Consider the following 24126-nt stretch of genomic DNA (forward strand, 5'->3'; position numbering starts at 1 on the left):
CTCATCCGTCTCCGGCTTGACCTGCCCAGGGCGTGGCATCTAGGCACCTCCTGGACGCCACGCTAACAGCCAGGAACCTTAAGTCACTGGTATTGTCTCTAACCTCGATCTTGCATGACGGTCCACCGACAGAGTCGGTGGACCGTTTTGCTTCGGTGGCTGATGGCGGGCATGGCGGCCCGGGTGTCGCGTCGGGTGGGCGCCGGGTTCCACTGCTCCGGGTGGGGTGGTGCTGGTCGTCGGGACGGGTGGACGGCTGGTCAGCCGGGGTTGGGGAGTTGAGCGAGCCGGTCGAGTGCTGCTGTGATCTCGTGGGTCCAGGGCCAGTGCGCCGCGAGGCAGAAGATCCGCCGGCGCCCGGTGGTGACGAGCTGTCCGGCCGTGGTGAACAGGCGGAGCCGCAGGCGGCGGGGTTCCCAGAGCCGGGCCTTGCCGGTCAAGGCGAGCATGGGCATCCAGGCCAGCAGGTCCAACGCGATCTGCGCGATCTCCAGCCAGATGCGGTTCTGGGCGGTGTCGTGCAGGGGCAGGTTGCGCAGGCCGGTGGCCCGGGCGGCCCGGATGCGGTCCTCCGCGCGGGCCCGCAGGCGGTGGCGGAGTTCGAGTGCGGCGATCGGCAGGTCGGTAGTGTTCGTCGCGAAGCACGTGAGCCGCATGCCGTCCGCGTCGGTGAGCCTCAATTGGGCCCCGGGGTGGGGTCTTTCCTTGCGGACGATGAGCCGCATACCTGTCGGCCAGCCGGCCAGGACATCGCCGGTGAGTTCGGCGACCCAGGCTCCGTCACGGATGTCGCCGTCCGCCTCGACGGCCGGTGTCCAGGCCGATGCGGGGGCCTTCAGCACGTGGTGGTGGATCGCGTCGGTGATCACCATGCCGACCGAGTACGACAGCCAGCGGCCTCGTTTCGCGAGCCAGGCGACGAAGTCGTGGGTGCCGCCCGCGCCGGTACTTTTTCGGTAGCTGGGTGAGCGCCAGGCGGGTGGTGGTGATGTGGTCGGAGGCGGTGTTCGAGCCCGCGTTGCCGGGTCTGAGCAGGGCTGCGACGGGTTCCCCGGTGCCGCCCGGGCCGTGGTGGTCGACGAAGGCCACCAGCGGGTGGTGGCCGTAGGTCCTCTTCCAAGTCGGGGCAGCATCCTGCTTGTCGGAGTGCGTGATCACCAGCACCCCGTCCAGGTCGACGGTCACCATCCCATCCGCGTCCGGGGCCTTGCGGCCCGCCAACCGCCAGACTCTTTCACGGACTTCGGCCCGGGCAGCGTGGATCGCTCGAAGGGCGGTGTCGCCGCAGGCGGCCAGAGTGTCGATCAGTCGGGAGACCGTCGGATCGGAGGCCACCGGCCCGAACACGGCTGGCTCGGCCCGCAGCATCCCGGCATCGGCCAGGCAGTCACCGCCCAGCGCGACCGCGAGCGCCACATCCAGCAGGATCTTCCCCGGATCGTGCACCGCCCTCGGCTTCCGCCATGGTGCCAGCGCCGCCGTTATCGCCTGGTCCAGGTCGGTCTTGCGGATCGTCTCGACCAGCAGCACACCACCGGCCTGGGAGACCACCCCGCGACCATCGCCCTCGGTACGGACACGCGGGTAGAACCAGATACGCTTCTTCACCTGGAGAGTGCTTCTTTCCTGTGACGACCTGGACCCTAGACAAGTCCCATCGTTGCAGGTCAGGAGCACTCTTCGCGTTTCTGATCACCCGCCGGACACAATATGGGGCGCGAACTCTGCCGCCCCCGAGCGTCACACCAGCAAGGGAGAATTCCCGCGATGACAGACGAACACGAACCTGACGGCGATCTCTATGTCCTGTGGCACGCGCGCCATCTCGCGGTGGAGCAGGACGAACGGGTCATCCATCTCGATGCGGACGGCACCATCCACCTGGACGAGGAGGAGTGGAGGATCATCGGCATCTACCCGGACCAGGCAGTCGCGGAGAGGCAGCGGGAGATCTCCAGGAAGCTTCCAGGGTTCCGGGACGAACCTGATTGTTTCGAGATCGCACCCGTGACGGTGGACGAGGATCTGTGGAACCAGGGGTTCGTCACGGTGCACCCCGAAGGGCTTAGGCGAGACTGATGGACCGGACGCTCTACCTCCTGGTGCACAGGCATCACTTCGCGGACGAGCCGGGTGCGCCCACCACCGTCGACTTCATGGAAGACAGCGAACCGCTCTTCTGGGACGACAGCGAGGACAGCTTCACGTTCCTCGGCCTGTACTGGAGCCAGCAACGGGCGGAACAACGCATCGAGCAGGCGCGCACTCTACCCGGATTCAGGGACCATCCCAACGGCTTCCACGTGCACGAGTACACCGTGGGTCAAACCCACTGGGCCGAAGGATTCCTCGTCGGCGAACAAACCGACGGCTGAGCAGGCACCACCGCCTCCAGCCACGATTCTTCTCAACGATCCGCCGACTCCATAGCAGGACCGACCCGGCCTGCGAGGCCATCTGGCGGCCGTCTCCCTGAACACGGACGCGCGGGCACTGCCCGGCAGGCTCTGTCACCTGGAAAGTGCTCTTTCCCCTGCAGTCGATAGGACCCTCAGCAAGTCCCATCGTTGCAGGTCAAGAGCACTTTCCGTTTCCTGATCAGCCCTCGGACAGCCTGTTTCGTGAAAGCGCGAGGCTAACCACTCACTGGTCTCGCCGGTGGACGCTGGTGACGGCGATCGCACATGCGACGCCCGCCCACACCATGTAGACGGTCCAGGCTCCGCCGGTGCTCCACGGGAAGGAAACCGGGGAGTAGTTGACATCGACGAGCCGGAGCCACGCACGGTAGGGCAGGGTGTGCCCAGCGACCGCCGACCAATGGCGGCCGTCGGTGAGGAACAGCGGCAGCACGAGGATGACCACCACCGAGGTGATCATGGTGGAGGCGGTGTGCCGAATGACGGCGCCGAGCGCGAGGCCGGCGAGCGCGCACACCGGCGCGAGGAGGACGGAGGCCAGGACGACACGGAAAGCTCCCGGGTCGCCGATGGAGACACCCGCATCCCGGCGATCGAGAATGGCCTGCGTCAGAGCGAACGAGACCCCGACGAGGACCGCGCCGAAGGCGGTCGTGACCACGGTGACGACGACCGCCTTGGCCGCTACCACCGAACGGCGGGCCGGGACGGCCGCAAATGTCGTCCGATGGGTTCCCGTGCTGTATTCCCCGAGGATCACCAGGGCGCCAATGACACCGAGGGCGAGGGCCATGAGCAGGGCGGCGTTCGCGGTGAACGCATGGTGCAGCGCCATCCCGTCACCGATGAAGGCTGCGCGGTCCTTCGAGACTTGCAGCGTCCAGTGGCTGTACGTGTCATAGGCGGTGCCCGCATTGAAGCCGATGACGGCCAGGGCGGTGGCCCCGTACGCGATCCAGGTCGAACGCAACGAACGGTGTTTGATCCACTCTGCGGCGACCAGGTCGCGGAACCGGGCACGGGGTTCACGGGCGGATCGTTCGCCGCCGGAAACAGCCGTTGTCGTAGTGGTGGTCACGGTCATCGAGGCTCTCCTCCGGAGAACTGGACACGGTCGGCGGTGAGCTCCATGAATGCCTCTTCCAGCGAGGCGGAGCGGGTACTGAGCTCGTGTAGCGGCAAACCGTGCCGTCGGACGATCTCACCGATGCGCACCGCAGTCAGACCGGTCACGGTGAGCTGCTCGCCCTCCACGCGCACGGCCGCGCCCTCGGCCGTCAGCAGGTCTCTCAGAGCGGGCGCAGCGGGCGTGGCCACGGTGACGCTCCGCCGGTCGCTGCGGGCTGAGAACTCCGCAAGGCTCTCCGCCGCGAGTAGTTCGCCACGGCCGATCACGATCAGCTGGTCGGCGGTGTGCTCCATCTCCGACATCAGATGGCTGGAGACGAACACGGTACGGCCCTCGGCGGCGAGCCGCCTGAACAGCTCACGCACCCACTTCACTCCCTCGGGGTCCAGGCCGTTGAGCGGCTCGTCGAAGAGCAGCACCGGTGGGTCGCCGAGCAGGGCGGATGCGATGCCGAGCCGTTGTTTCATGCCGAGCGAGAATCCGCCGATGCGGCGCCCCGCGACCTCGGCGAGACCGACCTCCTGCATTACCTCGTCCACCCGACGTCGGGGGATGCGGTTGCTGCGCGCCAGCGCCGACAGATGCGCCGCCGCGCTGCGTCCGCCGTGTACGTCGTGCGCGTCGAGGAGGGAGCCGACATGACGCAGGCCGCGAGGGCGGTCACGGAAGGGCCGACCTCCGATGGTGACCATGCCGCTGGTGGGCTCGTGCAGGCCGAGGATCACCCGGAGTGTGGTGCTCTTGCCGGAGCCGTTGGGCCCGAGGAATCCGGTCACCTGGCCGGGGCGCACGGTGAAGGTCAGGTCTTTGACGGCTGTCGTGCCGCCGTATCGCTTCGTGAGTTCGTTGACTTGGATCACGGCGCCCACGGTGTCGTTCGACGCCCCCGCTCGTCGTCGGACCGGTGCTGACAATCACCGGGCACAGTGTCGACCCTGGTTGTACGACCACAGGCCGATGCCCTGTGGCACGTACGCGCTTATGATCTCGGCATGCTCGCCTCACCGCCACCGCAGTTGCCGCTGCTCAAGCGCATACCGCCGGGCCTGTGGACGGCGCTGGTGTGGGTCGCGGCAACAGTGCAGCCCCTTGTCGAGTACGTCCTGATGCCGCCGCGGCATGAGTACTCCCTCAGCTATCTCCGGGACGGCCTTGACTCGCTCATGACTCAGGCGTTGCTCACCCTCGCCTTCCTGGTGGTCCTGACCGGCAGCGCGCTGCTGCGCCGCCGGACGGCGGTGGCGTACGGTCTGGTGATCGTCGGCACGATCATCTCGTCGGTGGCCTGGCGGCAGGACGAAGTTTCGCCCTTGCAGTTTCTGGGGGTGGATGTCGCCCTCTGCTACGTCGCGGCCACCCGGCCCCGGCGCACCGCGATCACCGCGACCGTCGGAACGCTGGGCGTGCTCGCTGGGTACCTCGTCCCGCGGTGGGCCGCGGGAGGGGAATCCGGCACCGCCTCCGAACCGTTCGTCGCCCTGACGGTCATCATCGCCTGGCTCATCGGCAACTCGGTGCACCAGGCTCGTGCCCACACCGCGGAGCTGCACGCCCGGGGCACCGCACAGGCGATCACCGCCGAACGGCTTCGCATCGCCCGCGAGATGCACGACACGGTCGCCCACAGCATCGGCATCATCGCCCTGCAAGCCGGAGCTGCAGTCCGAGTGGTGGAGACACAGCCGGCCAGGGCCCGCGAGGCGATGATCACCGTGGAACAGGTAGGGCGTGAGACGCTGGCGGGACTGCGGCGGATGCTGGGCGCACTGCGGCAGGCCGAACAGGGGCAGGGACCCGCCACCCGGGATCAGGAACCAAACGGCCACGACCAGGGGCATGCACGGGCTCCTCTGCGGCCGACCGTCGGTCTGGCGGATCTGGAACGGCTCGCCGCGACGACCACGGCCGCCGGCGTCCGCGTGGAGGTGTGGTGGCAGGGCAAACGCCACCCGCTCCCCGCGGACATAGACCTCGCGGCGTTCCGCATCGTCCAGGAGGCGGTGACCAACGTCGTACGACACGCGACTGTTGATCGCTGTCAGGTGAAAATCGAATACCGCGAGGACGAACTCGTCGTCGAAGTCGTCGATCGAGGGACGGGCAGCGGCACGAACACGACGAACACGCACACCGGATTCGGCCTGGTCGGCATGCGGGAGCGGATCGCCTTACTGGACGGTCGCTTCACCGCCGGGCCGCTTCCGGGGGGCGGCTTCCGAGTAGCCGCCCTGATACCGGTGCCGACAGCGGCAGGCGACGAACCCGTAGCGAAGGCTGGAACCAAATGACCATCCGGGTAGTACTCGCCGACGATCAGCCCCTGATCCGCGCCGCCCTGCAAATGGTCATCACCGACACCGCGGACGTCCAGGTCGTGGGCGAGGCCGGAGACGGCACCGAAGCGGTCCGGCTGACCCGGGAACTCACCCCCGACGTGGTGGTGATGGACATCCGGATGCCCGGCATGGACGGCATCGAAGCCACCCGCATGATCACCACGGGCACCAGCACCGCACGCGTTGTTGTCCTGACGACCTTCGACGACGACGACCACGTCTACGGAGCGCTGCGCGCCGGCGCGTCCGGGTTCCTGGTCAAGGACATGGCCTTGGACGACATCCTGGCCGCAGTCCGTACCGTGGCTGCCGGGGACGCCCTCATCGCGCCGAGCGTCACCCGCAGACTGATAAAGGAGTTCGCCGGCCGCCCTACAGCGACGCCGGCATCTCGGACGGAACTCGAGCGCATCACCAACCGGGAACGTGAAGTGCTCACCCTGGTCGGCAAGGGCCTGTCCAACTCCGAGATCGCCGACCAGCTCTCCATCAGCATCGCCACAGCCAAGACCTATCTGACCCGACTGCTCGCCAAGCTCGACGCACGTGACCGGGTACAACTCGTGATCCTCGCTTACGAAGCGGGTCTAGTGGCGCCGTCCTACTGAGGTTTTCTCAGTGAAATGATCCACGCGGGCTGGTGGAGTCCCGGTCGTGTTCCGTCGGGTGGCGTAGGCCGTGAACGTCTCTGCGGGGAGTCCGGTACGGCACACACTGGCGAAGCGGCCCTTCCGGCTCGCTCGGATCCTCGAAGTCGTCGGCCGGGTCTCGGGTCATGCCGATCCGGCGCATCACTGCCCGGGAACAGAGATTGTTGACGGTTGTCGACCCAAGGACCTCCGGCAGCGCGAGGGTCTCGAAGCCGAAGGCCAGGCAGGCCAGGGCGGCCTCGGTGGCGTAACCGTGCCCCCCACACCGAGCGCGTCAACCGCCACCCGATATCCACCCCCCGAGAACGGCACGTCATCGCCCACCTCGTCCAAACCTGCGCGGCCGATGAACTCACCGGTCTCCCGTGCTTCGAGCGCCCGCCACCCAAAACCTCGCGCGTCGAACACGGCCTGTGTGGATGCCACCGCGGCATCGCTTTGCTCCCGTGTCAGCAGGTCCCCCAGGTGTTCTCGGACTTCGGGATCGGCGTTCATCGCCGCCCACGGTCCGAGGTCGGACTCCCGCCACCGACGGAGCAGAATTCGAGCTCGACATCAGCAGGGCGGATCCCGCACGACGGTATGAGACGTCTTCGACCGCTCGGCAATGGCACGGACGCGGGTGAGGACCAGGGTGCCGTCGATGACGATGCAGTAGTTGTCCTCGGCCAGGCCGGTTCATGGCGTCGTACAGGCTCGGCGTCCAGGCCGCGAGGACGTTCAGGTTGTCGTCGGCGTAGCGTCGGGTCGTTGCGGTCGAAGCACCGAACTCAACCGCGAACTGGGCGAACGTCTCGTTCTTGCGGAGACGGGCCAGCCGGAGGAGGGCCCTCCGGAAGCAACGGAGCCAACAGAGCCCCGGGCTGTCGGCAGTGTCGAGTGGCATCAACACCGTCAACAACCAGGGGCTCTGTCACGTCACCAACCCAGTCGACCAGGCCTTGCAGTTCTCCATGGGCAGGATCGAACCGATTCGCCGGACCTTTCCGGGCTGGGCAGCACTGCCCGCGAGTCGGATGGTCCTGCGCAACGGCGGAGCTCCTGGTCGGCGGATTCTCGATCAAGATCACCCATGTCTGCCAGGGCTTCCTGCGCTTGCCCGCCCCTTCCTGAGCTCTCGGATTAGCTCGGGCAGGGGAGATTTCGCTCGAACGGTCCGTCCAGCCCCACCCGGCAGTTCCCGACCCGGTGCTTGAAAGCCGGACGACAGGGATCGGGACCCGGTACGACGCCTTCCCGCCCGGAGACAGGCCCTGCTCGTCCTGGCCCACCTGCGGTCCGGTGACGCCTCCGCCCGACTGGCCGCCGGGTTCGACATCGGGACCGCAACCGCCTACCGCTGCAGATGCAAGCCGGTCAGGGCTCCGCGCGCGCCACCCCGTCCCTGACCGAGGCAAGGATGATGATCCGGGAGAAAAGGTCCGTCGTTCCCGACGGCACCCTGCTGCCGACGGCGCGCATCGTTGCCGACACTCCCCACCACTCCGGGAAGCACAAACGGCGCGGCACGAACGCACAGGTCGACAGATGCGGTCATCAGCAGGTGACGGTCGTCTCCAGGCCCACCGGTCGCGGCGACCACGGGTAGCTCGTCACGGCGAAGCTCGCCTTCACGGTCGAGCCGCAGGCGATGGCCCCGGAGATACCTCTGACCTCGACGGTCGAGGAGTTGAAGATCACCCGCCGGTTCAGCGTCCCCGCCGGCGCCTCACTGGTCAGGGTGGTGAACAACTCCTGCCCGAGCGGAGACGGGCTGCCAGGGCTGGTCGGGCCAGCCAGCGACACCCGGCCGTACACCTCGACCTGTTCGCCGGTGATGTCGGCGCAGACGCGGGTGCTGAGACCGGCCTGCAGACCCGGCGCACCGCACACCGTGGTGGTGGCGGTGGAGGCTTGAGCCGATGCGGTAGCGGGCGCGGCGGCGATCAGCACGAGGCCAACGACACCGGCCGCGAACACGAACGTGCGAGACATGAAGAGAACCCTTCCCTAAAGACCTTGCATTTCCGGACCATCCGGCTGTGCAATGTCACACTGCAACCTTACAATGATCACCAGGTGACCGAACAGCCACGAAGCAACGCACACCACACGAACAAACCGGATAACCAGCCTCCGTCCGCTCCCCCGATGACGCTTCGACAGGCTCCTCATCTGGTCCCGTCAAGGACGCCGCCCGGCGGCCTCGTCCGGGTCAGGCCGGAGGCTGGCGTTCTTCACCTCTCAATGCTCTCCCCGACCCCACGCACACGAGACGGCTGCGCCGCTCGCGCCAACCCTTCGGAAGCGCTGGAGGATCGGTAGCCCGCAGCCCAGCCCAAGGGCCCCTGAAGGCCAGGGAGATCGTCCTTCCGTTGGGCTTGGAGCCAAGGTCGGCGAAGGTCGAGAGGCTGCGCTCGAAGGACCGGTGTCTGAAGGACAGGGGTTTCTCCTGCAAGAGCCGTCGGGGCATTCGGCGTCGGTCGGCGGCCCCTGACCGTGTCGGGCGCCGGCCCACCCGCGTGACCACCGACCACCGGATCATCGCCTCGTTGCCGGCCGACAACGTCTCGTAGCCCCGGGCCGGCAGGCGCGCATGCATCAGCCACGCGAACGTGCGCTCCGCACCCCGGTACCTGGGGAGCGCGCCACGGACCCCTGCATGTCGTCCGCGCGTTTGGCGATCAGTAGGGTCAGGGCGAGTTCGTCCCGGCAACAGTCCGCAAGGGGGCCGTTGTAGATGCCGTCGGCCCAGACCAGGGCCAGGCCTTGATGCGGGCGGCGAGGTACTGCAGCAGGATCGCGGCGTCGTCCCGGTCGCCGTTGCTCGCGGCGGTGACCGGGACGACGACCAGGAGGAAGCCGAGGCGGTCGGTCACGATGCACCGCTTGCAGCCCGGCGCCTCCTTCCCGGGGGCGTGGCCGCGTGAGGTAACCGGCGCCGGCGCCGTGACCCGCGCCGACTGCGCATCGATGATCCCCACCACGGACTCGGCCTCACCGTCCTTGCGCTTCCTCGCCCGTCCGCGCAGTCGTTCGTGGAACTCGGCGATCAGCCCGTGCTCGCGGCATGGCGTTGGTGCTCTCGGGATTGCTGATCTCCGGAGTTTCGGGTTGCGAGGCGGTGCAGGTCCACTGTGGAAGAACATGCACGGGGCATGGTCATCCGCCGGCCCCTCACGAGATCAGGTACGACAACGGTCTGATCGTCTCGACGTTTCCCGGCTAGTGGGAACAGGGCGGGAAACGGGTGACCTTCCGAGTGAACCCGGAGAACACGGGAGGATCCACCATTCCTGCCGGCCGGGTGGAGGTTCAACTGTTTGAGGGCAAGCGCGGCTTCACGTTGCGCAAGTCCACCCAACAGTTCCGCCTTGGGCGGACGCCGCTACCCGTTGTCGGCTCTGGTGAACGCCGCGGCGGCGAGTGTCCTGGCCGACATCCCGTCGCTTGGGCCGTCTCCTTGAGCCGCGGTCCGATCGCCACGCCACCCATGTCGCACACCGTGCACATCGCCTTCAGCTCCTCATCCACCACCGTGGGGAACTCATCGGTGTGCTTGCGGTCGGTGAGGCTGGTCTCGGATTTCATCCGGTGGCGGCATCTGGGTCGGGTCCTGCTGCCATCGGGCACCGGCCGTGGACGGACGGGCGCCGGACTGCGGGAGTGCCTCGCCGCAGCCCGGAGGGACGTGCGATGGCTGGGGTGGGTCGCTCCCGTCCGGCAGTGGGACGGATGACGTTCGCCGGGGGCCCGCTGCCCCCGGCGAACCGGCTCACTCGGACTGCGTGGAGAGGCTCACGCCGCTGAAGTCCTGCGCGGCAGCGAGGCTGAAGTAGACCCAGCCGGAGGGCGGGTTGTCGATCGTCAGGGTCTCGCCGTTCCCGACGTTGGTCGACTTCGCCTGGTAGCTGCCGGTGGTCGCCCAGCTGCCGCCACCGTAGTACAGGTCGGCGTTCCCGGTGCCGCCGCTGCTGGTGATCGTCAACTGCTTGACGTCGGCCGGCAGGTACACGAAGTGGTAGCTGTAGTTGCCGGCGGAGGCGGCGAGACCGTCCCGGCGGCAGTTCTGGTCGAACTGGCGCGGGTCGCTGAAGGTGCAGAGCGGCGCGGGCTCGGTGGTCGCGGCGTCAGGGAGCGGCCCGCAACCATCGGTGGCGCAGCTGGTCGTCAGCCAGCTCGCGAAGTCCGCGTCGTAGGTGGTGCCGATGGTCTGCTTCAGGAAGGTGCGGGCTCCGGCCCAGTCACCGGTACGGTAATCGCCGAGCACGGTCTGGACGTCGACGGGGTGCTTCTGCAGCATGTAGCGGACGGCGAGCCAGCCCCAGCGGTAGACCCGGTTCGAGTTGACCTCCGGGTCCTCGTCCTGGCCGTAGACGGTGTCGAAGAGCTCGCTGAGCCGGTACGTCTTCTTGCCGGCCTCGGCGATGGCGTCCGCGTTGCGCTCGCCCCGGTAGCCGTACGAGATGTTCTCGGCGATGCCCTCGACCCACCAGATGGTCGGCGTGGTCATGCCCGCCTCGAAGTCGCCGTACATGTTGTAGCGGCCGTCGAGGTAGTGGGTGTACTCGTGGTTGAGGTTCCAGATCTGGAAGTCCGGACGCAGCCAGCTGGCCTCGTGGGCGATGAAGCGGGCCTGGTTGCCGGGGGCGGCCGGGTCGCCCTCCTCGTACATGCCGCCGTTGTCGACGTCGATGTCGTAGATGGCCCAGGCGTACAGCGCGTACTGGGTGTAGTCGTCGAAGGCGACGACCTCCAGGTTCGTGTTCACGTCACCGGGGATCGCGCCCTTGTCGCCGATGATCCGGTGGAAGTACGCGTCCTGCTCGACCAGGCTCGTGCAGGTGCTCTCCAGCTGACCGGGCGACATGTCCTGGGCACGGATCTTCAGGCCGGGGGTGCACGTGTGCTGGATCGGAAGGACCACGGGGAGCACGCGCTGCCCCAGGTCGCAGATGGCGTAGGCCGCGCAGTTGCCCCGGTCGTACTGGCGGGTGGCCCAGCCCAGGTTCATGGTGAGCGGTGCGGTGGGGCCGACGTTCGGGTACCGGTTGATCAGGTCCTTCAACAGCGGCCGGACCCGTTCCTTGAGCTCGGGGACGTCGAGGGCGTGGCCCAGGAAGCGACCGACGTTGCTCACGACGTCCAGGCGGTTCAGCTGCGCGCCGTTGCGTGTGACGAAGCCGGCCCAGGTGTCGAGGATGGCGGGGTCCGCCTTGAGGGCGGCCCGCCAGCCGCGCTCGTCGTCCTTGGCCTTGAAGCCGTTCTCGACGACCCATTCGACGTGCTGCATGGCGAGGTTCATCTGGCCGGGCCAGGTGCCGTCGTAGGAGCCGAGCAACCATTTCACGACGGGGGCGTACCGGCCCGCCTCATGGGTGCTGTCGATCAGTGTGACGACCTCGTTGAGGATCTCGCCGTTGGCGTCGGTGACGTCCTTGCTGCGCGGGGAGGCGAAGAAGGCGTCGAGCGCGCCGCGTGCCGCGCCCGCCAGCGCCGGGCCATAGTCGCCGACGGCGTCCGCGTTGTTGTCCTGCACGTAGTAGCCGGCGCGCAGGAACATCACCAGCTGGCCGGTGGAGGTCCTGTTGTCACCCGCGTACGCGGTGGAGTCGTCGCGCAACGCGTTGGCGACGGTGACCATCTGCGTCTCGCGGAAGGCCTTCCGTGCGTTTTCCCCGGTGAGGTTGAACAACGGGTAGGTACAGGTGATCTGGGGGAGGTCCTTGAGCTGCTGGACCAGCGCGCCACCCGTGGCGTTGATGACGCCGGAAAGGTCGCCGCACGCGTCCGCGGCAGCGAGCGAGGACCGCTTGGTCGCCTTGGCGGTGGTGGGGGCGGACGCCGGGCCGGACTCCTCGGCGCCGTCTTGTGAGGAGAGCCGGAAGCGAGGGTTCTTGCTGATGGCGTGAGGCGATTTGGGGACCGGGATCGCCCGTGGCGCCGGGGCTGCGGTGTCGCGCGCTGCTCCATCGGCCGGAGCCGCCGCGCTGACCGGGGCGGCCTGGCTCTGCTGCGCGAAGAGGCCGAGCGTCAGGAAGACCGCCGCGCCGAGCACGGGAAGTCTTCGTGCGCGGGTCCTCGATATCCGGGAGGGGTGCATCTGTGGGGGCCTCCGGGGCCGTTGGGGCCTCGTGCGGGGAAGCACGAGCTACTGACATGTGACGTGTAAAATTTCACATGTCGCATTGTTTGAAAAGACCTCTGACCGGACCCATCGGTCGTCGCGGGGAAAAAACCGACTGCGAGGAGGCGGCGGCGAGTTGATGCGCTCTTCTGCCACGGCCCGAGCGACTGGTGAGCATGACGGCCGGGGCATGCGGCCGTCGCGTTCGCGCCCTGAGGATTCGCGGGCGGCGGTCACCAGACGGGCGAGGGCACTGAGCGGCCTGACAAGCCGTTCGCCAAGCTCCAGGCCAAGCACGGAACCGTAATCGTCGTGGTCGGCCAACCGGCCCCGATCGGCGCCCTGCCGCTCTCGGTCGCGAGGGACAGGGGCTGCCCGGTCACCTACCTGCCGGGGTTGACGATGCGGCGGATCGCCGACCTCTACCCGGGCGAGGCGAAGACCGACGCGAAGGACGCGTTCATCACCGCCGGACTGGAGACGATCGTCAGCTTCGACGACGACCTGGCCGGCGAGGCCACCCGCGTCGCGAACCGGCTCCACGGCCTGCTGCCCCGGATCCGTCCCTTGCTGGAACGGGTGCTGGGGTCGCGGCTGCAGCCCCCGGCCGTCCTCACTCTGCTGGAACGGTTCGGATCCCCGGCGCACAGATGCGCAAGGCCGGACGACGACGCCTGATCACGCTGCTGCGGCCGAAGGCACCGAGGATGACCGAGCTACTGGTCGAGGAGACCTTCGCCGCCTCGGACGAGCAGACCGTGACGCTCTCCGCGACCGAAGCGAGCGCGCTGATCATCCCCGGCCTGGCCGCCCCGCCGCCTACGCCGGACTCGCCCCGGCCACCCGGAGCCCGGGCTCCCCGATCCGCGGCGAACAGCCCCCAGGAGAGGAAACAAACAGCTCAAACGGGTCTTCTTCCTCTCCGTCTTCGCCGCTCCGGGCGCCCCGGCCTCCCGGGCCTACTGCGACAGGAGGATCACCCAGGGCAAGCACCACGCCCAGGACCTGTTCTGTCTCTCCCACCGCAAGGCCGACGCCCTCTTCGCCATGCTCCGCGACGGAACCTTCTACGAACCGCGACCGTCGGCCTCGGTCACCTGGCCTGCGGGCCTGCGAGGAGGACCACGCGGTCGGCCTCGACGTCGAAGCCGAGCACCGGATGGCCGTAGTCGCCCTCCGGATCCATCCGCACCGGCTTGCCCAGCCGCCGACCGATCTCTCGGAGGAAGACGCAGAACACCTCCCACCGCTGCTGGCCCTGCAACTCCCTCAGGTCGACGTCGAAGTCGACTTCATCGGCGGCATGGAAGCGGAAGATCAGCAATACATCGGCAGTCGGCCAGACACGCAGGGCCGGGCACTCGGCATCCGCCGGGCGGGACAGCACGACCTCGGCCCGGGGCACCGGAAGCACCGTCTCTCCCTCGGAGTACTGCCACTTCCAGCCCTTCTCCGCAACAAGATCGAGGACTGTCTGCCAGTCCTCCACCGAGGCATCCGGGACACGCACATCCGGCAGCGCCCCCATCAAGTCCGGGTCGAAGAAGCAGGTCACGTCATCCCACAGCAGATCAGCCACCCCGCCATGCTGCGCCGGCTCACCGCAACCGACGCGACCGAACTCAAGAAGATCCGGGCCGCCTGCCCAGAACGCGACGCCACCGCACGGCACGTCCGCGACTTCGCCGACATGATGCGTGACCTCCGAGGTGAGCCGCTGACCTCTTGAACGGAACGCGTCCTGGGGCCACAGCGGCCCGTGCAGTCCCCACACCGTGCCCGGTGTCGCGAGCAAATGGGCCTGTCCGGCCACACAGCTAGCGCATGTCGGGCATGTCCCGCAGTTGTCGGCGCGAGGTGAGGCCGAGCTTGCGGAAGATGTTGCGCAGGTGCGCGTCGACCGTTCGCGGGCTGAGGAACAGTTTCGCCGCCACCTCCTTGGAGGTGGCGCCGTCGGCGACCAGGCGTGCGATGTGTACCTCCTGCATCGTCAATTGGTCCGATGCCTTCGCGGTGCGGCTTCGGGCCTGCGCGCCCGTGGCGCGCAGCTCACCCGCGGCGCGCTCGGCGAAGGCTTCCAGACCGAGGTCGGCCAGTGGCTCGTGCGCCTGGCGCAGCGCCGACCTGGCGTCGCGCCGCCGGCCCCGGCGGCGCAGCCACTCCCCGTACAGCAGGTGGGCCCGGGCTCGGTAGACGACCAGGGCGCTGTCGTCGAGCAGGCTGACCGCCTCCTGGTAGGAAGACTCGTCCTCGGTCACCAGGGCGCGGGCACATGCTTCGACGCCGAGCCCCCAGGCGTGCCCGCCTGCCCGTGTGCGCTCCTGCAGGACCGCGAGTGCCGTCGCGGCGGTCTCGGTCTCACCGCACCGCACCGCTGCCTCGACCAGTTCGGGCAGGGCGAGGCCGGCCGTGCCGACGGCACCGAACTCGACCGCTTGGCGTGCCGCGTCCAGCGCTGCGGGGTAGTCCGCCAAGCCGTTGTTGAGCACGGCAGTCGCCCATTGCACGCTGAGGCTCATCCGCCGGTCCACCGACGTGAACAGCTCGACGGCCTCCTGCCGCCGTCCGCGCAGCGCGGCCAAGTGGAGGCGGGGGTAGACCAGAGGTGCCGCGCCGGTGGCATCGGCGATGGCCTCCTCCTCGGAGATCAACTCCATCGAAGCGCCGAAGGCGCCGCTGTGCGCGGTCGCGGTGGCCTGCATGGCCAGTCCGATGGGCAGGGCGTGGAAGGAACCGGTCTCGCGGCCGGCGGTGACGGCACGGGCCGCGATGCCGTGCAGGGAGGTGAAGTTCCACAGCTCGGTCGCCAGCATGAAGCCCAGTGACGGCCGCTTGGACCAGACTTCGTGGTCGGTATCGGCGACGATCGGCCCGAGGATCTCCCCTGCTGCTCGGTGCCCTTCGCCGACGAGGCTGATCAGACCGCTCAGGACCGTGTCCGTGCCGGATGTCGGCTCGCCCGGCTGGAGCTTCCGGGCGGCTTCCACCACCTCGTCGAGACCGCCGAGCAGGAGCCCCATCTCGACGGCGTCCAGACAGCACTCTCGTGACCGGGGCGGGTCAGTGACGGCCAGCCGTGCGGCGGCGCTCAGCAGATGAACCATGGGGCCCTGGTCCCCGCGGCGGCGGACGAACGACAGTCTGCCGCGAAGCAGGTCGGCTCTGGCTTCCTGGCTCGGATCGTCGGTACGGACGGTGGTGAGCAGCTCGGCCGCCGTGTCGAAGTGCCCCACCGACAGCTTGGCCTGGACGGCGGCGAGGATCCGCTCGGCCCGCTGGGCCGGACCGAGCGTGAGCTCGGCCGAACGTTGGAGGAAGGCAGCCGCAGCTGCGACGCCGCCACGTTCCCGGGCACGTGTGGCGGAGGCCTCCAGTTCGGCGGCGACCTGCTCGTCCGGACCGGCGCTGGCCTGGGCGCGGTGCCAGGCCTTGCGGTCGGGGTCGGCGACGGGGTCGGTCACGGCGGCCAGCGCCTCGTGCGCCTTGCGCCGCTCGTCAGGCGGTGCGGCGTGGTAAGCGGCCGAGCGGGCGAGGGGGTGGCTGAACCGGATCCGGGTGCCGAACTCGACCATCGGGGCGGCCTGCGCGGCGATGGGCGCGTCGATGTCCAGGAGTTCGGCCGCACGCCACAGCAGGCCGGGGTCCCCGGTCGGGTCGGCAGCGGCGAGGGTCACCAGCAGTCGCGCCTCCGGTGGCAAGAGCTCCAGCCGGGACCGGAAGCTCTGCTCGATCATGCCGGGTACCGAGCCGGGCGGGGCGAATCCGCCTGCCATTCCGGCGAGCCCGGCGGTTCTGGGCAGCTCCACGAGTGCGAGGGGGTTGCCGCGCGCCTCGGCGAGGATCTGGTCGCACACCGGCTCGTCCAGTGGGGCGCGGACCGCCGTGGCCAGGAGCGCGCGGGCTTCCGGTTCTCCTAGGCCCGGGAGCGAATGGCTGGGCAGCCCGTCCAGTTCCGGCAGCTGGCTCGGCTCTCGCACCGCGAAAACCAGGGCGATCGACTCGGCCGAAACGCGGCGGGCGAGGAAGGCCAGCACCTTGGCCGATGCCTGGTCCAGCCACTGTGCGTCGTCGACGACGCACAGCAGAGGACCTTCCCTGACCGTTTCCACCAGAAGGCCCAGCGAGGCGACTCCGACCAGGAAGGGGTCGGGGGTGCCGCTGTCGAGGCCGAAAGCGATCTCCAGTGCCTTGCGGTGCGGCACGGGCAGGGCCGTCAGAGCAGCGCTGACCGGCAGGAGCAGCTGGTGCAGTGCGGCGAACGCCAGCTCCGTCTCGAACTCGGCGCCGGACGCCCGCATCACGGTGAATCCTGTGGCGGTCTCGGCCACGTGCCGCAGCAACGCGCTCTTGCCGATGCCCGGCTCCCCGCGCAGGACCAAGGCGCCGCCGTGGCCCTCCCGCGTGGATGCGAGCAGGGCGTCAAGCCGCCTCGTCTCATCCTGGCGGCCGACCAGCACATCCGCATACGTCTCAGGCATGTCCGAGAACCTATGTGCTCGAACGTCTCAGGGAAACAAGGGGGATGGCCTCGACCCGCCCGCGGAAATCCGGCGGTCGCCCGATGCCATGAGGAGGGAGCGGCACGGTCGCCTCCAGGGCACACCGTACCCCGAGGTGCGTGCGCATAGGTGACGATCACCGACGCGAGCGGCGAACGCCCGCTGCGAGGGTCTAGCCATGACCCGCACCGCAACGCAACGAACCGCTGCCACCGGCTGGGTACCGCTGGGAGTCCTGGCAACGGCCCAGTTCCTGGTTGTGCTGAGCACCTCGGTCGTGAACGTCGCCCTGCCCCAGATCCGGGCCGGGCTCGATCTCACGGACACGGGCCAGGCATGGACGGTCAACGCCTACGTGCTGCTCTTCGGCGCGCTGCTGCTACCGGGTGGGCGAGCGGGTGACGTGTACGGCCTGCGCCGTGTGTTCCTGCTCGGCACCGGCTTGTTCGCCCTCTCCGCTCTGGGCGCGGCGCTGGCTCCCACGGCGGGCGCGTTGATCGCCTTCAGGGCGGTGATGGGAATCGGCGCCGCCTTGCTGGCGCCCACCGCGCTGGCTCTCGTGTTGACGCTCCACTCGGGCACCCGGCGCGGCACCGCCCTGGGGGTGTGGGGTGCGGTTTCCGGCGCCGGCGGCGCGGCGGGGGTGTTGTTGGGCGGGCTGCTCACCAGCCTGTTCGGCTGGCGTGCGGTGTTCGTCGTGATGGTGCCCCTCGCACTTGCCGTGCTGGTGGCGACCCGGCTGCTGGTCGAGGCCGATCGGCCTCGTGGCGGAAGCATGGACGCACCGGGCGTGGTCACGGTCACGGCCGGGCTCGTTGCGCTCGCCTACGGCCTGACGGGTCCTTGGCCCCTGACCGTGGTCGGTCTGGGGCTGCTCGGCCTGTTCGCGGTGCTCCAGCGCCGGTCCGCCGACCCGTTGCTGCCGGCGCGAATGAGCGTGGTGGCGGTTCCCCACCTGTTGATGGCGCTGCTGGGCGCGGTCTGGCTCGGGCTGTTCTACTTCCTTCCCCTCTACCAACAGCGCTCCCTGGGGTACTCGCCCTGGAGGCCGGATTGACCCAGCTCCCGCTGGCACTCGCGATCACGGTTTCTTCGTGGGTCACCGGCAGGACCTCCGGCCGCCGGGTGCTACCCCTGGGCCTGCTGGTCCTCGCCGTAGGACTGGCCTGGCTGTCCCGGACCCCGGCCGACGGCACCTTCCTCACCGACCTGCTCGGCCCGACGCTCCTCATCGGCGCCGGTCTCGGGGTGGCCTTCGTACGGCTCACCGCAATGGCCTCCACGGGGGTCCGAACCGCCGACAACGGCCTGGCCGGAGGTCTGGTCAACGCCACGCGGCAGATCGGCGGAGCCCTCGGCCTGTCCTTCCTGACCCTGCTGCCCTCCCCGGGCGCGGCCTTCCTGGCCAGCGCCGTCCTGACCCTCTTCGTCTCGGTTCTCTCGACCCGAAAGGCCTGAACGTGTCTCTCGACAAGCCCTACATCAGCGGTCACTTCACTCCCGTCACGGACGAGGTCACCGGACACGCACTGAAGGTGCGCGGCGTCCTCCCGCCCGAACTGAACGGTCGCTACTTCCGCAACGGCCACAACCCGAAGCCGGGCGTCACACCGACCCACTGGTTCCGCGGCGAGGGCATGCTCCATGGAATCCGCCTCCAGAACGGTCGAGCCGAGTGGTACCGCAACCGTTGGGTACGCACCCCCTACTTGGACGGCGTGCCGTTCACCGGAACCGAGGTCGAGGTCAGCGCCGCGGCCACCAACGTCATCTTCCACGGGGGCCGCTATCTGGCCCTCCAGGAGGCCAACCTGCCCTGGGAGGTCAGTGCCGACCTGGACACGATCGGGGTCTACGACTTCGGCGGCAAGCTCACCGGTTCGATGACCGCCCATCCGAAGGAGGACCCGGTCACCGGCGAGCTGCACTTCTTCAGCTACAGCCCCTTCCCTCCCTACCTGACCTACTACGTGGCCGACGCATCCGGCGCCATCGTCAGGTCCGAAGTCATCGACGGCTCCGGTCCCTCGCTCATGCACGACTTCGCCGTCACCCGCCAGCACGTCGTGTTCATCGACTCACCCGTGGTCTTCGACCATGCCGAGCACTCCGGGATCCCCTACCGCTGGCACGACGACGTTCCGCTGCGCCTCGGGGTGATGCCGCGTGCCGGGGGCGAGACCCGGTGGTTCGAGGTGGCCGATCAGGCGGCGCTGCTGCACGTCGCCAACGCCTACACCGACGCGCGGGGCCGGATCGTCCTCGAAGCTCCCCGTTTCGACCGCTCCGCTTGGGAGGGATCGTGGAAGTGGTGGGTCGGTTCTCCCGGCTACGGCACCACCCCCAACGCCGGCTCCACCTTCCACCGGTGGACCGTCGACCCGGACACCGGAGGGGTCACCACCGAGTCCCTCAACGACCTGGTCACCGAGTTCCCCTCGATCAACGAGGCCCTCACCGGTTCCGACTACCGCTACAGCTACTCCGTCGCCTTCCCGGGCGCGGGCCTGTCGGGTTACCACACCGCCAAGCTGGACTCGAAGACCGGCCGGCAGACCCTGCTCGCACACGGCGAGGGACGGATGCCCGGCGAGGCCGTCTTCGCCCCCGCCGAGGGCGGAACCACCGAGGACGACGGCTACCTGCTCACGATCGTCAGCGACCTCAAGGCCGATGCCTCGGAGCTACTGGTCCTGGACGCGCATGACCTGAGCACCGTGGCCGCCGTCGAACTCCCCCACAGGGTGCCCGCCGGCATCCACGGCGACTGGATTCCCGACGGGGAACCGTCCGCCTGACCGTACCTGACCGCTTGCCGCACCCAGCCGCTCGGGCCACCGCTGCCCCCAGTGGCGGCCGGGACTCCCGAGACCGAGGAATCGCCATGCCGTACCCCACGACCATCGACCAGAACGCCCCCATCGTCGCCAAGCACACCATCCGGATCGCCGCTCCCCTTGACCGGGTCTGGCAACTGCACACCGCGATCGGCTCGTGGCCCGCATGGTTGTCCGCCATCACCGAGGCCCGGATCGACGGCCCCGTTGCCCCCGGCACCACCTTCCACTGGGTGACCGCGGGCCTGTCCATCGACTCCACCGTCTACGAGGTCGATGCTCAGCAACGGATTCTGTGGGGCGGCCCCGCACACGGCATCACCGGCGTGCACGAGTGGACCTTCGCCGAGGACGGCGAGGGCGTCCTGGTCCACACCCAGGAGTCCTGGGCGGGCGAGCCGGTCGACGCCGACCGGGACAACCTCGCCGCCGCGCTGGACGACTCGCTCGTCATCTGGCTCGACGCCCTGAAAAAGGCGGCGGAGCAAGACCTCCCAACGGAATGAGCCCATCCGCTGTGCGCCGCGCCCCGCCCAAGGGGCGGGCCTCGCGGCATCGCACGCTGAACGCCCTTGCGAGGAGGCTGCCGGTCGGCGGTCCGTCACCTGCTCGAAGGGTGCTGGCACCTCGGGTTCCTCGCTAGCAGCTGCGCGGCTTCCCGGTCGCGCTGGATGCTGTCGACGAGCCCGGCCAGCGTGTCGGCGGACTCGGAGGTGAGTCGGTAGAAGCCCTGGAGGCTGACGGAACGCTCCAGACGGCCGTCCACGACGTACTTCGGGTCGCGGGTCTTGCCCCGGGCGTTGCGCCAGGTGAGCGCCTCGAGCAGGTCGCCGGGTATCGGAGTGTCGAAGCGTACGGATGTTGCGTCCACATGAACCGCGCTGGCGCCGCAGCCGCCGGCTCCGAGCATCCACCAGGCGTCGTGCCCGGGGAATGACGGATCCTGCCACGTCGTCTGGGCGGCGCCGCAGCAGTCGCCGCGTTCCATGTCGATGACGCGCATGCGGGACACCACGAATACCTCGCACCGGTTGACGTGCAGTGCGTACACCTCGTCACCGGCACGGGCTCCCGACCAGGTGGGCAGGGATTGGTGGAGGCCGGAGTAGGCGACCGGTGGCCGCTCGCCCACGCGGCCCGCCTTGCGCAGGGCGCGGACGGAGCCGCAGGTATCTCAGATGTACGCGAAGTGCCGGTCGTGCCAGTACGCCTTTCCCACCTCCTCATCGTCCTCGTCTTCGGCCGCCTCGCCCGCAGCCGCGAGCGCCGCGACCAGTTCCACGTCTCGGTGCGCCTCCAGGAACGACGGTCCGTCGTACGGTTCACGGAGCAGCTCGGACGGAACGAAGGTGCACCCCGCCGCTGCACAGACGCCGTCGAGCCACGTCACGAACTCCTCGGGCAAGCCCGCTTCGCCGCTGGGCACCCCCTCGCCTCCCACCACTTCAGCAGTGACGAAGTAGCTACCGAAGTTGCCCGTCGCGACACTCATGGGGCGGCCAAGACCCGTCGCGTCCGCCGGGACATGGATAACGCCGTAGAAACTGGCGTCCTGAGCCAGGCCCCTTGAGCAGGACGGCCCGAAGCGTTCCTTCAGGGCGTTCACCAGTCGGGCGAAACATTCCCGCGAAATGTCCAGGTCGAAATCCGCGGGGCGTTCCAGGTGGTGAGGGTCGTCACGCTCCAGCAGGAGCGCCCGGATCTGGTCCAGTGGGAGTGTGTCGTGCCCTTCCGTCAGTTCTCGTGCGGGGAAGGGTGGTGGGCCCGGGGCCTGGGCACGCCACCTGATGAAGTCAGGAGCGTGGACTCGCCCCTGCCGTCTTGGCCACCAGGTGTTCTGTCCGGGCAGGTTGCGGACGTCTACCCGGGGAAACGACGTCTTCCACTGTCCGGGACATGGGGTAGATGCGCTCCGTAGGAAACAGTCGTTGCGCCTTGGTGGCGTGCCCGGTTTGCATGAGCGTCGAAGCTTTGCGGACCTGGGGGGTGCAGTCGGTGAGACTGACGATCCAGTCGTCGGTGAACGTGCGGATCAGGTGGCGGCCGATGCCGACCTGGATGCTGTAGTGGTTCAGGGCCGCTCCGCGCGGCGAGCGCTCCGGGTCCCACTGGACATGTACGGCGGCCTGGGCCATCGCCGCCGGGTCGGCGGTCGTCAACACGGCCTGGGACAGGGCCTCCTCCCAGCCCTCCCGAGTAATCCGCACCGCGAGAACACGTTCCTGGCCAGGTTTGCGGGCCCAGTTGCTGCGGTGCATCAGCCACATGAACGACGGCTTGATCCACGTCATTCGGTGGAACGAGAACGGCGCAACGAAGCGGCCCGCCCGCAGTGCCGCGTCAGCGATGGCAGGCGAGTAGGCCTGATAGACCACGATCGTGCGAGCGTCGTAGTCGGCACGAATCTGATATTGGGGCGCCATGCACCGCACCCTGCCATCTGGTCCGTTGGCGGGGCGATCCATTTCGCCTTGCCGTCCCCGGAGGCAGGTTCGCATGCGCGGCTCAGAGCCACTCGTCGATGGCCGCGACAAGGACGGTTGACTCGTAGCGAACCGCGAGCGTGTCGCAGGGCGTGGCCACGGCCGGTGTCTCTTGAGGCGGTTGATACCGCACTCGACCGCACGCCACGCCTTGTGATCCTGCGGGCCGGACTTTGGCGGCCGGCCGCCGCGCGCGCCGCGTTTCTTGCGGTTGCCGGCCTGGTCGACCTTGTCCGGGATGGTGCAGCGGATTCCACGCCGCCGCAGGTAGGCGCGGTTGCGACGGGAGGCGTACGCCTCATAGGGATCGAGGTTGGCTGCTGCCGGCCTTGGCAGGGGCCGTGCGAGACGTCTGCGCCGTATGCCGCGCCTGGGAGTGCTGCGACGAGAGGGACGCGCGCACGGCCCCTGTCCCTGCGACCGCGACGGCCGTAGCGTGCCGTGGTTCGAGCCGTTTCCAGGGCCAGCTCCCGAGCACTCGGGGCTCAGGGCATGAGCCGGTGCGCGCCCCACCCACCCGGTGCCGAGGAGGCAAGGCCGTCCCGCCCCGTCAGCCCTCTTTAGCAGCCCTCCTCGGCGATGCGGCGCAGCAGGCCGAGCACAGGGTTCGATATCCCCGGCTCTCCCATGGCCACGAAGTCCGCGCGGACCTCGTCGGCCGGCAGTACGCCGGTCACCACAGCCCGATAGCGCACCATTGCCCACAGGAAGACGTCCATGCTGCTGAAGCCGCTCCACTCGTACCCCTCCACTCCCCCGGAGTGATCCCAGGCCATGACCCGGCCGTTCGTCATCATGAGGTAGCGGTTTCCGCCGCCGTCGACACCGAGCGGCCAGACGTCATCGGCGGAAACCGCTTCTTCGGGATTCCCGGCCAACAGGTCTTCGGCCCCCTCGGCGCGGAAGTCGAAGCCGTAGTCGCCTTCCGGCCAGTTCTCGTCGATGAAGTTCGGCATCTGACCCGAACGGACCCTCGTGTCGAAGCTCACCAGCGCTCTCGCAGCATCGGGCGGCAGCTTGGCCAGAAACGGGGACACTTGCCGTACGACCGGACTCATCCGTTCCAAGCGGGGAAACCAGCGGGCCAGATCGCCGTCCAGATCGCGCTCGGTGTATCCGGACAACCGGTCGGCAGTGACGGGAAGGTGCTCCACGAGAGTCTCCACAAGGGGAAAGAGGCGGCTGTCATCGCCGGCATCCTCCCGCAGCCGCCCGAAGGGACGAGACCGCCGTCCAAATCGCCACCCCGAGCCGGCCACGGCGTGGCCGGTCGGTCGGTCCGGCGAAGGCACGGGGGTGCATCCGTGCTGCGTCGACCACGGCACGATGCACGCCGTCCCCCTTCACGTGGCAGTCGCGGCGGCTTTCCAGGTCTTCATGCGGGCGAAGACGTGCTCGGCCCGGGCGGGCACCCCGCCACACATCGTCGCGGTCACTTCGACTCGACGGCCCGCGCATCCACTGCGAACCGAGCAAGAACCCCACGGGTTTGTGACCAGTAAGCGCCCTGATCGCCGCCGACCGAACGGTGCCGGCCCCCTACGTCATGGCCACCGGCTCCATCAGCAACCACCATGTGTCCGACAAGCCGCTGGGGCGCGCCTCGCGTTCACCCGGCCCTGCTCCTCGGTCAACCCCGCACCACGATCGCCGAGTTCCCCCGCAC

General features: G+C 68.8%; 19 protein-coding genes and 5 pseudogenes. 11 read left to right on the forward strand and 13 right to left on the reverse strand.

Going from position 1 to position 24126, the window contains the following annotated elements; all coding sequences use genetic code 11:
- Window positions 1-260: 260 nt before the first annotated feature.
- Window positions 261-1608, reverse strand: a pseudogene (locus ACFW22_RS28460) (IS1380 family transposase).
- Window positions 1609-1767: 159 nt separating this feature from the next.
- Between ACFW22_RS28460 and ACFW22_RS28465 the strand changes: the two are divergent.
- Together ACFW22_RS28465 and ACFW22_RS28470 are read left to right on the forward strand one after the other, a co-directional pair.
- Complete coding sequence (locus ACFW22_RS28465; protein WP_386409806.1) at window positions 1768-2079, forward strand: hypothetical protein; 312 nt, start codon at window positions 1768-1770, stop codon at window positions 2077-2079.
- Window positions 2079-2375 (forward strand): hypothetical protein, encoded by a 297-nt coding sequence (locus ACFW22_RS28470; protein ID WP_386409808.1) that lies wholly within the window; start codon window positions 2079-2081, stop codon window positions 2373-2375. Before ACFW22_RS28465 ends, ACFW22_RS28470 begins: the two co-directional genes overlap by 1 nt.
- A gap of 268 nt (window positions 2376-2643) precedes the next feature.
- Here the strand turns inward: ACFW22_RS28470 and ACFW22_RS28475 are convergent, their stop codons facing one another.
- A complete protein-coding gene (locus ACFW22_RS28475) occupies window positions 2644-3504 on the reverse strand; it encodes an ABC transporter permease subunit (RefSeq protein WP_386409810.1) in 861 nt (286 codons plus the stop codon).
- Complete coding sequence (locus ACFW22_RS28480; RefSeq protein ID WP_386409812.1) at window positions 3501-4409, reverse strand: ABC transporter ATP-binding protein; 909 nt, start codon at window positions 4407-4409, stop codon at window positions 3501-3503. Before ACFW22_RS28480 ends, ACFW22_RS28475 begins: the two co-directional genes overlap by 4 nt.
- Window positions 4410-4541: 132 nt before the next feature.
- Between ACFW22_RS28480 and ACFW22_RS28485 the strand changes: the two genes are divergently transcribed.
- Window positions 4542-5837: a sensor histidine kinase gene (locus tag ACFW22_RS28485; RefSeq protein WP_386409814.1), complete on the forward strand. Its 1296-nt coding sequence runs from the start codon at window positions 4542-4544 to the stop codon at window positions 5835-5837.
- Window positions 5834-6493, forward strand: a complete 660-nt coding sequence (locus ACFW22_RS28490; RefSeq protein ID WP_386409816.1) for a response regulator — start codon at window positions 5834-5836, stop codon at window positions 6491-6493. Before ACFW22_RS28485 ends, ACFW22_RS28490 begins: the two co-directional genes overlap by 4 nt.
- A gap of 7 nt (window positions 6494-6500) precedes the next feature.
- Here ACFW22_RS28490 and ACFW22_RS28495 read toward each other — a convergent pair.
- Window positions 6501-7030 (reverse strand): annotated as a pseudogene (locus ACFW22_RS28495) (GNAT family N-acetyltransferase).
- Window positions 7031-7761: 731 nt separating this feature from the next.
- On the opposite strand from ACFW22_RS28495, the pseudogene ACFW22_RS28500 reads away from it, so the two are divergent.
- Together ACFW22_RS28500 and ACFW22_RS28505 are read left to right on the forward strand one after the other, a co-directional pair.
- Window positions 7762-7879, forward strand: a pseudogene (locus tag ACFW22_RS28500) (transposase family protein); the annotation flags it as partial.
- 79 nt (window positions 7880-7958) lie between these two features.
- A pseudogene (locus ACFW22_RS28505) lies at window positions 7959-8057 on the forward strand (IS5/IS1182 family transposase); the annotation flags it as partial.
- Between the two features lie 14 nt (window positions 8058-8071).
- Here the strand turns inward: ACFW22_RS28505 and ACFW22_RS28510 are convergent.
- The 3 genes from ACFW22_RS28510 to ACFW22_RS28520 all read right to left on the reverse strand — a co-directional run bounded on the left by ACFW22_RS28510 (window position 8072) and on the right by ACFW22_RS28520 (window position 12572).
- On the reverse strand, window positions 8072-8509 hold the full coding sequence (locus ACFW22_RS28510) for a hypothetical protein (protein WP_386409818.1): 438 nt from the start codon (window positions 8507-8509) through the stop codon (window positions 8072-8074).
- A 698-nt stretch (window positions 8510-9207) separates the two neighbouring features.
- On the reverse strand, window positions 9208-9663 hold the full coding sequence (locus tag ACFW22_RS28515; RefSeq protein WP_386409820.1) for a transposase: 456 nt from the start codon (window positions 9661-9663) through the stop codon (window positions 9208-9210).
- 626 nt (window positions 9664-10289) lie between these two features.
- On the reverse strand, window positions 10290-12572 hold the full coding sequence (locus tag ACFW22_RS28520) for a collagenase (protein ID WP_386409822.1): 2283 nt from the start codon (window positions 12570-12572) through the stop codon (window positions 10290-10292).
- A 208-nt stretch (window positions 12573-12780) separates the two neighbouring features.
- Between ACFW22_RS28520 and ACFW22_RS28525 the strand changes: the two are divergent.
- Window positions 12781-13733, forward strand: a pseudogene (locus tag ACFW22_RS28525) (transposase); the annotation flags it as partial.
- A gap of 1 nt (window position 13734) precedes the next feature.
- Here ACFW22_RS28525 and ACFW22_RS28530 read toward each other — a convergent pair.
- A complete protein-coding gene (locus ACFW22_RS28530) occupies window positions 13735-14220 on the reverse strand; it encodes a hypothetical protein (protein ID WP_386409896.1) in 486 nt (161 codons plus the stop codon).
- Between the two features lie 238 nt (window positions 14221-14458).
- Window positions 14459-17119: an ATP-binding protein gene (locus ACFW22_RS28535; protein WP_386409824.1), complete on the reverse strand. Its 2661-nt coding sequence runs from the start codon at window positions 17117-17119 to the stop codon at window positions 14459-14461.
- Between the two features lie 199 nt (window positions 17120-17318).
- Between ACFW22_RS28535 and ACFW22_RS28540 the strand changes: the two genes are divergently transcribed.
- From ACFW22_RS28540 to ACFW22_RS28555, 4 genes are all read left to right on the forward strand, one after another.
- Entirely contained in the window at window positions 17319-18197 is an 879-nt protein-coding gene (locus ACFW22_RS28540; RefSeq protein ID WP_386409826.1) for an MFS transporter, read from the forward strand.
- Window positions 18194-18598, forward strand: coding sequence for a hypothetical protein (locus tag ACFW22_RS28545; RefSeq protein WP_386409828.1), 405 nt, complete (start codon window positions 18194-18196; stop codon window positions 18596-18598). The genes ACFW22_RS28540 and ACFW22_RS28545 overlap by 4 nt, the downstream gene beginning before the upstream one ends.
- 2 nt (window positions 18599-18600) lie before the next feature.
- Window positions 18601-19938 carry a carotenoid oxygenase family protein gene (locus ACFW22_RS28550; RefSeq protein WP_386409830.1) on the forward strand — a complete coding sequence of 446 codons (1338 nt, stop codon included), beginning with the start codon at window positions 18601-18603 and terminating at the stop codon, window positions 19936-19938.
- An 86-nt stretch (window positions 19939-20024) separates the two neighbouring features.
- A complete protein-coding gene (locus ACFW22_RS28555; RefSeq protein ID WP_386409832.1) occupies window positions 20025-20483 on the forward strand; it encodes an SRPBCC family protein in 459 nt (152 codons plus the stop codon).
- 95 nt (window positions 20484-20578) lie between these two features.
- Here the strand turns inward: ACFW22_RS28555 and ACFW22_RS28560 are convergent, their stop codons facing one another.
- The 4 genes from ACFW22_RS28560 to ACFW22_RS28575 all read right to left on the reverse strand — a co-directional run bounded on the left by ACFW22_RS28560 (window position 20579) and on the right by ACFW22_RS28575 (window position 23614).
- Complete coding sequence (locus ACFW22_RS28560) at window positions 20579-21109, reverse strand: hypothetical protein (protein ID WP_386409834.1); 531 nt, start codon at window positions 21107-21109, stop codon at window positions 20579-20581.
- Between the two features lie 42 nt (window positions 21110-21151).
- Window positions 21152-21583: a hypothetical protein gene (locus ACFW22_RS28565; RefSeq protein WP_386409836.1), complete on the reverse strand. Its 432-nt coding sequence runs from the start codon at window positions 21581-21583 to the stop codon at window positions 21152-21154.
- A 187-nt stretch (window positions 21584-21770) separates the two neighbouring features.
- The gene (locus ACFW22_RS28570) at window positions 21771-22400 is read right to left on the reverse strand and encodes a DUF4291 domain-containing protein (protein ID WP_386409838.1); all 630 of its coding nucleotides are present in this window, start codon (window positions 22398-22400) and stop codon (window positions 21771-21773) included.
- 620 nt (window positions 22401-23020) lie between these two features.
- Window positions 23021-23614 (reverse strand): hypothetical protein, encoded by a 594-nt coding sequence (locus ACFW22_RS28575; RefSeq protein WP_386409840.1) that lies wholly within the window; start codon window positions 23612-23614, stop codon window positions 23021-23023.
- Window positions 23615-24126: the final 512 nt, after the last annotated feature.

The organism is Streptomyces sp. NPDC058872, from assembly GCF_042743065.1.
Lineage (GTDB): Bacteria > Actinomycetota > Actinomycetes > Streptomycetales > Streptomycetaceae > Streptomyces.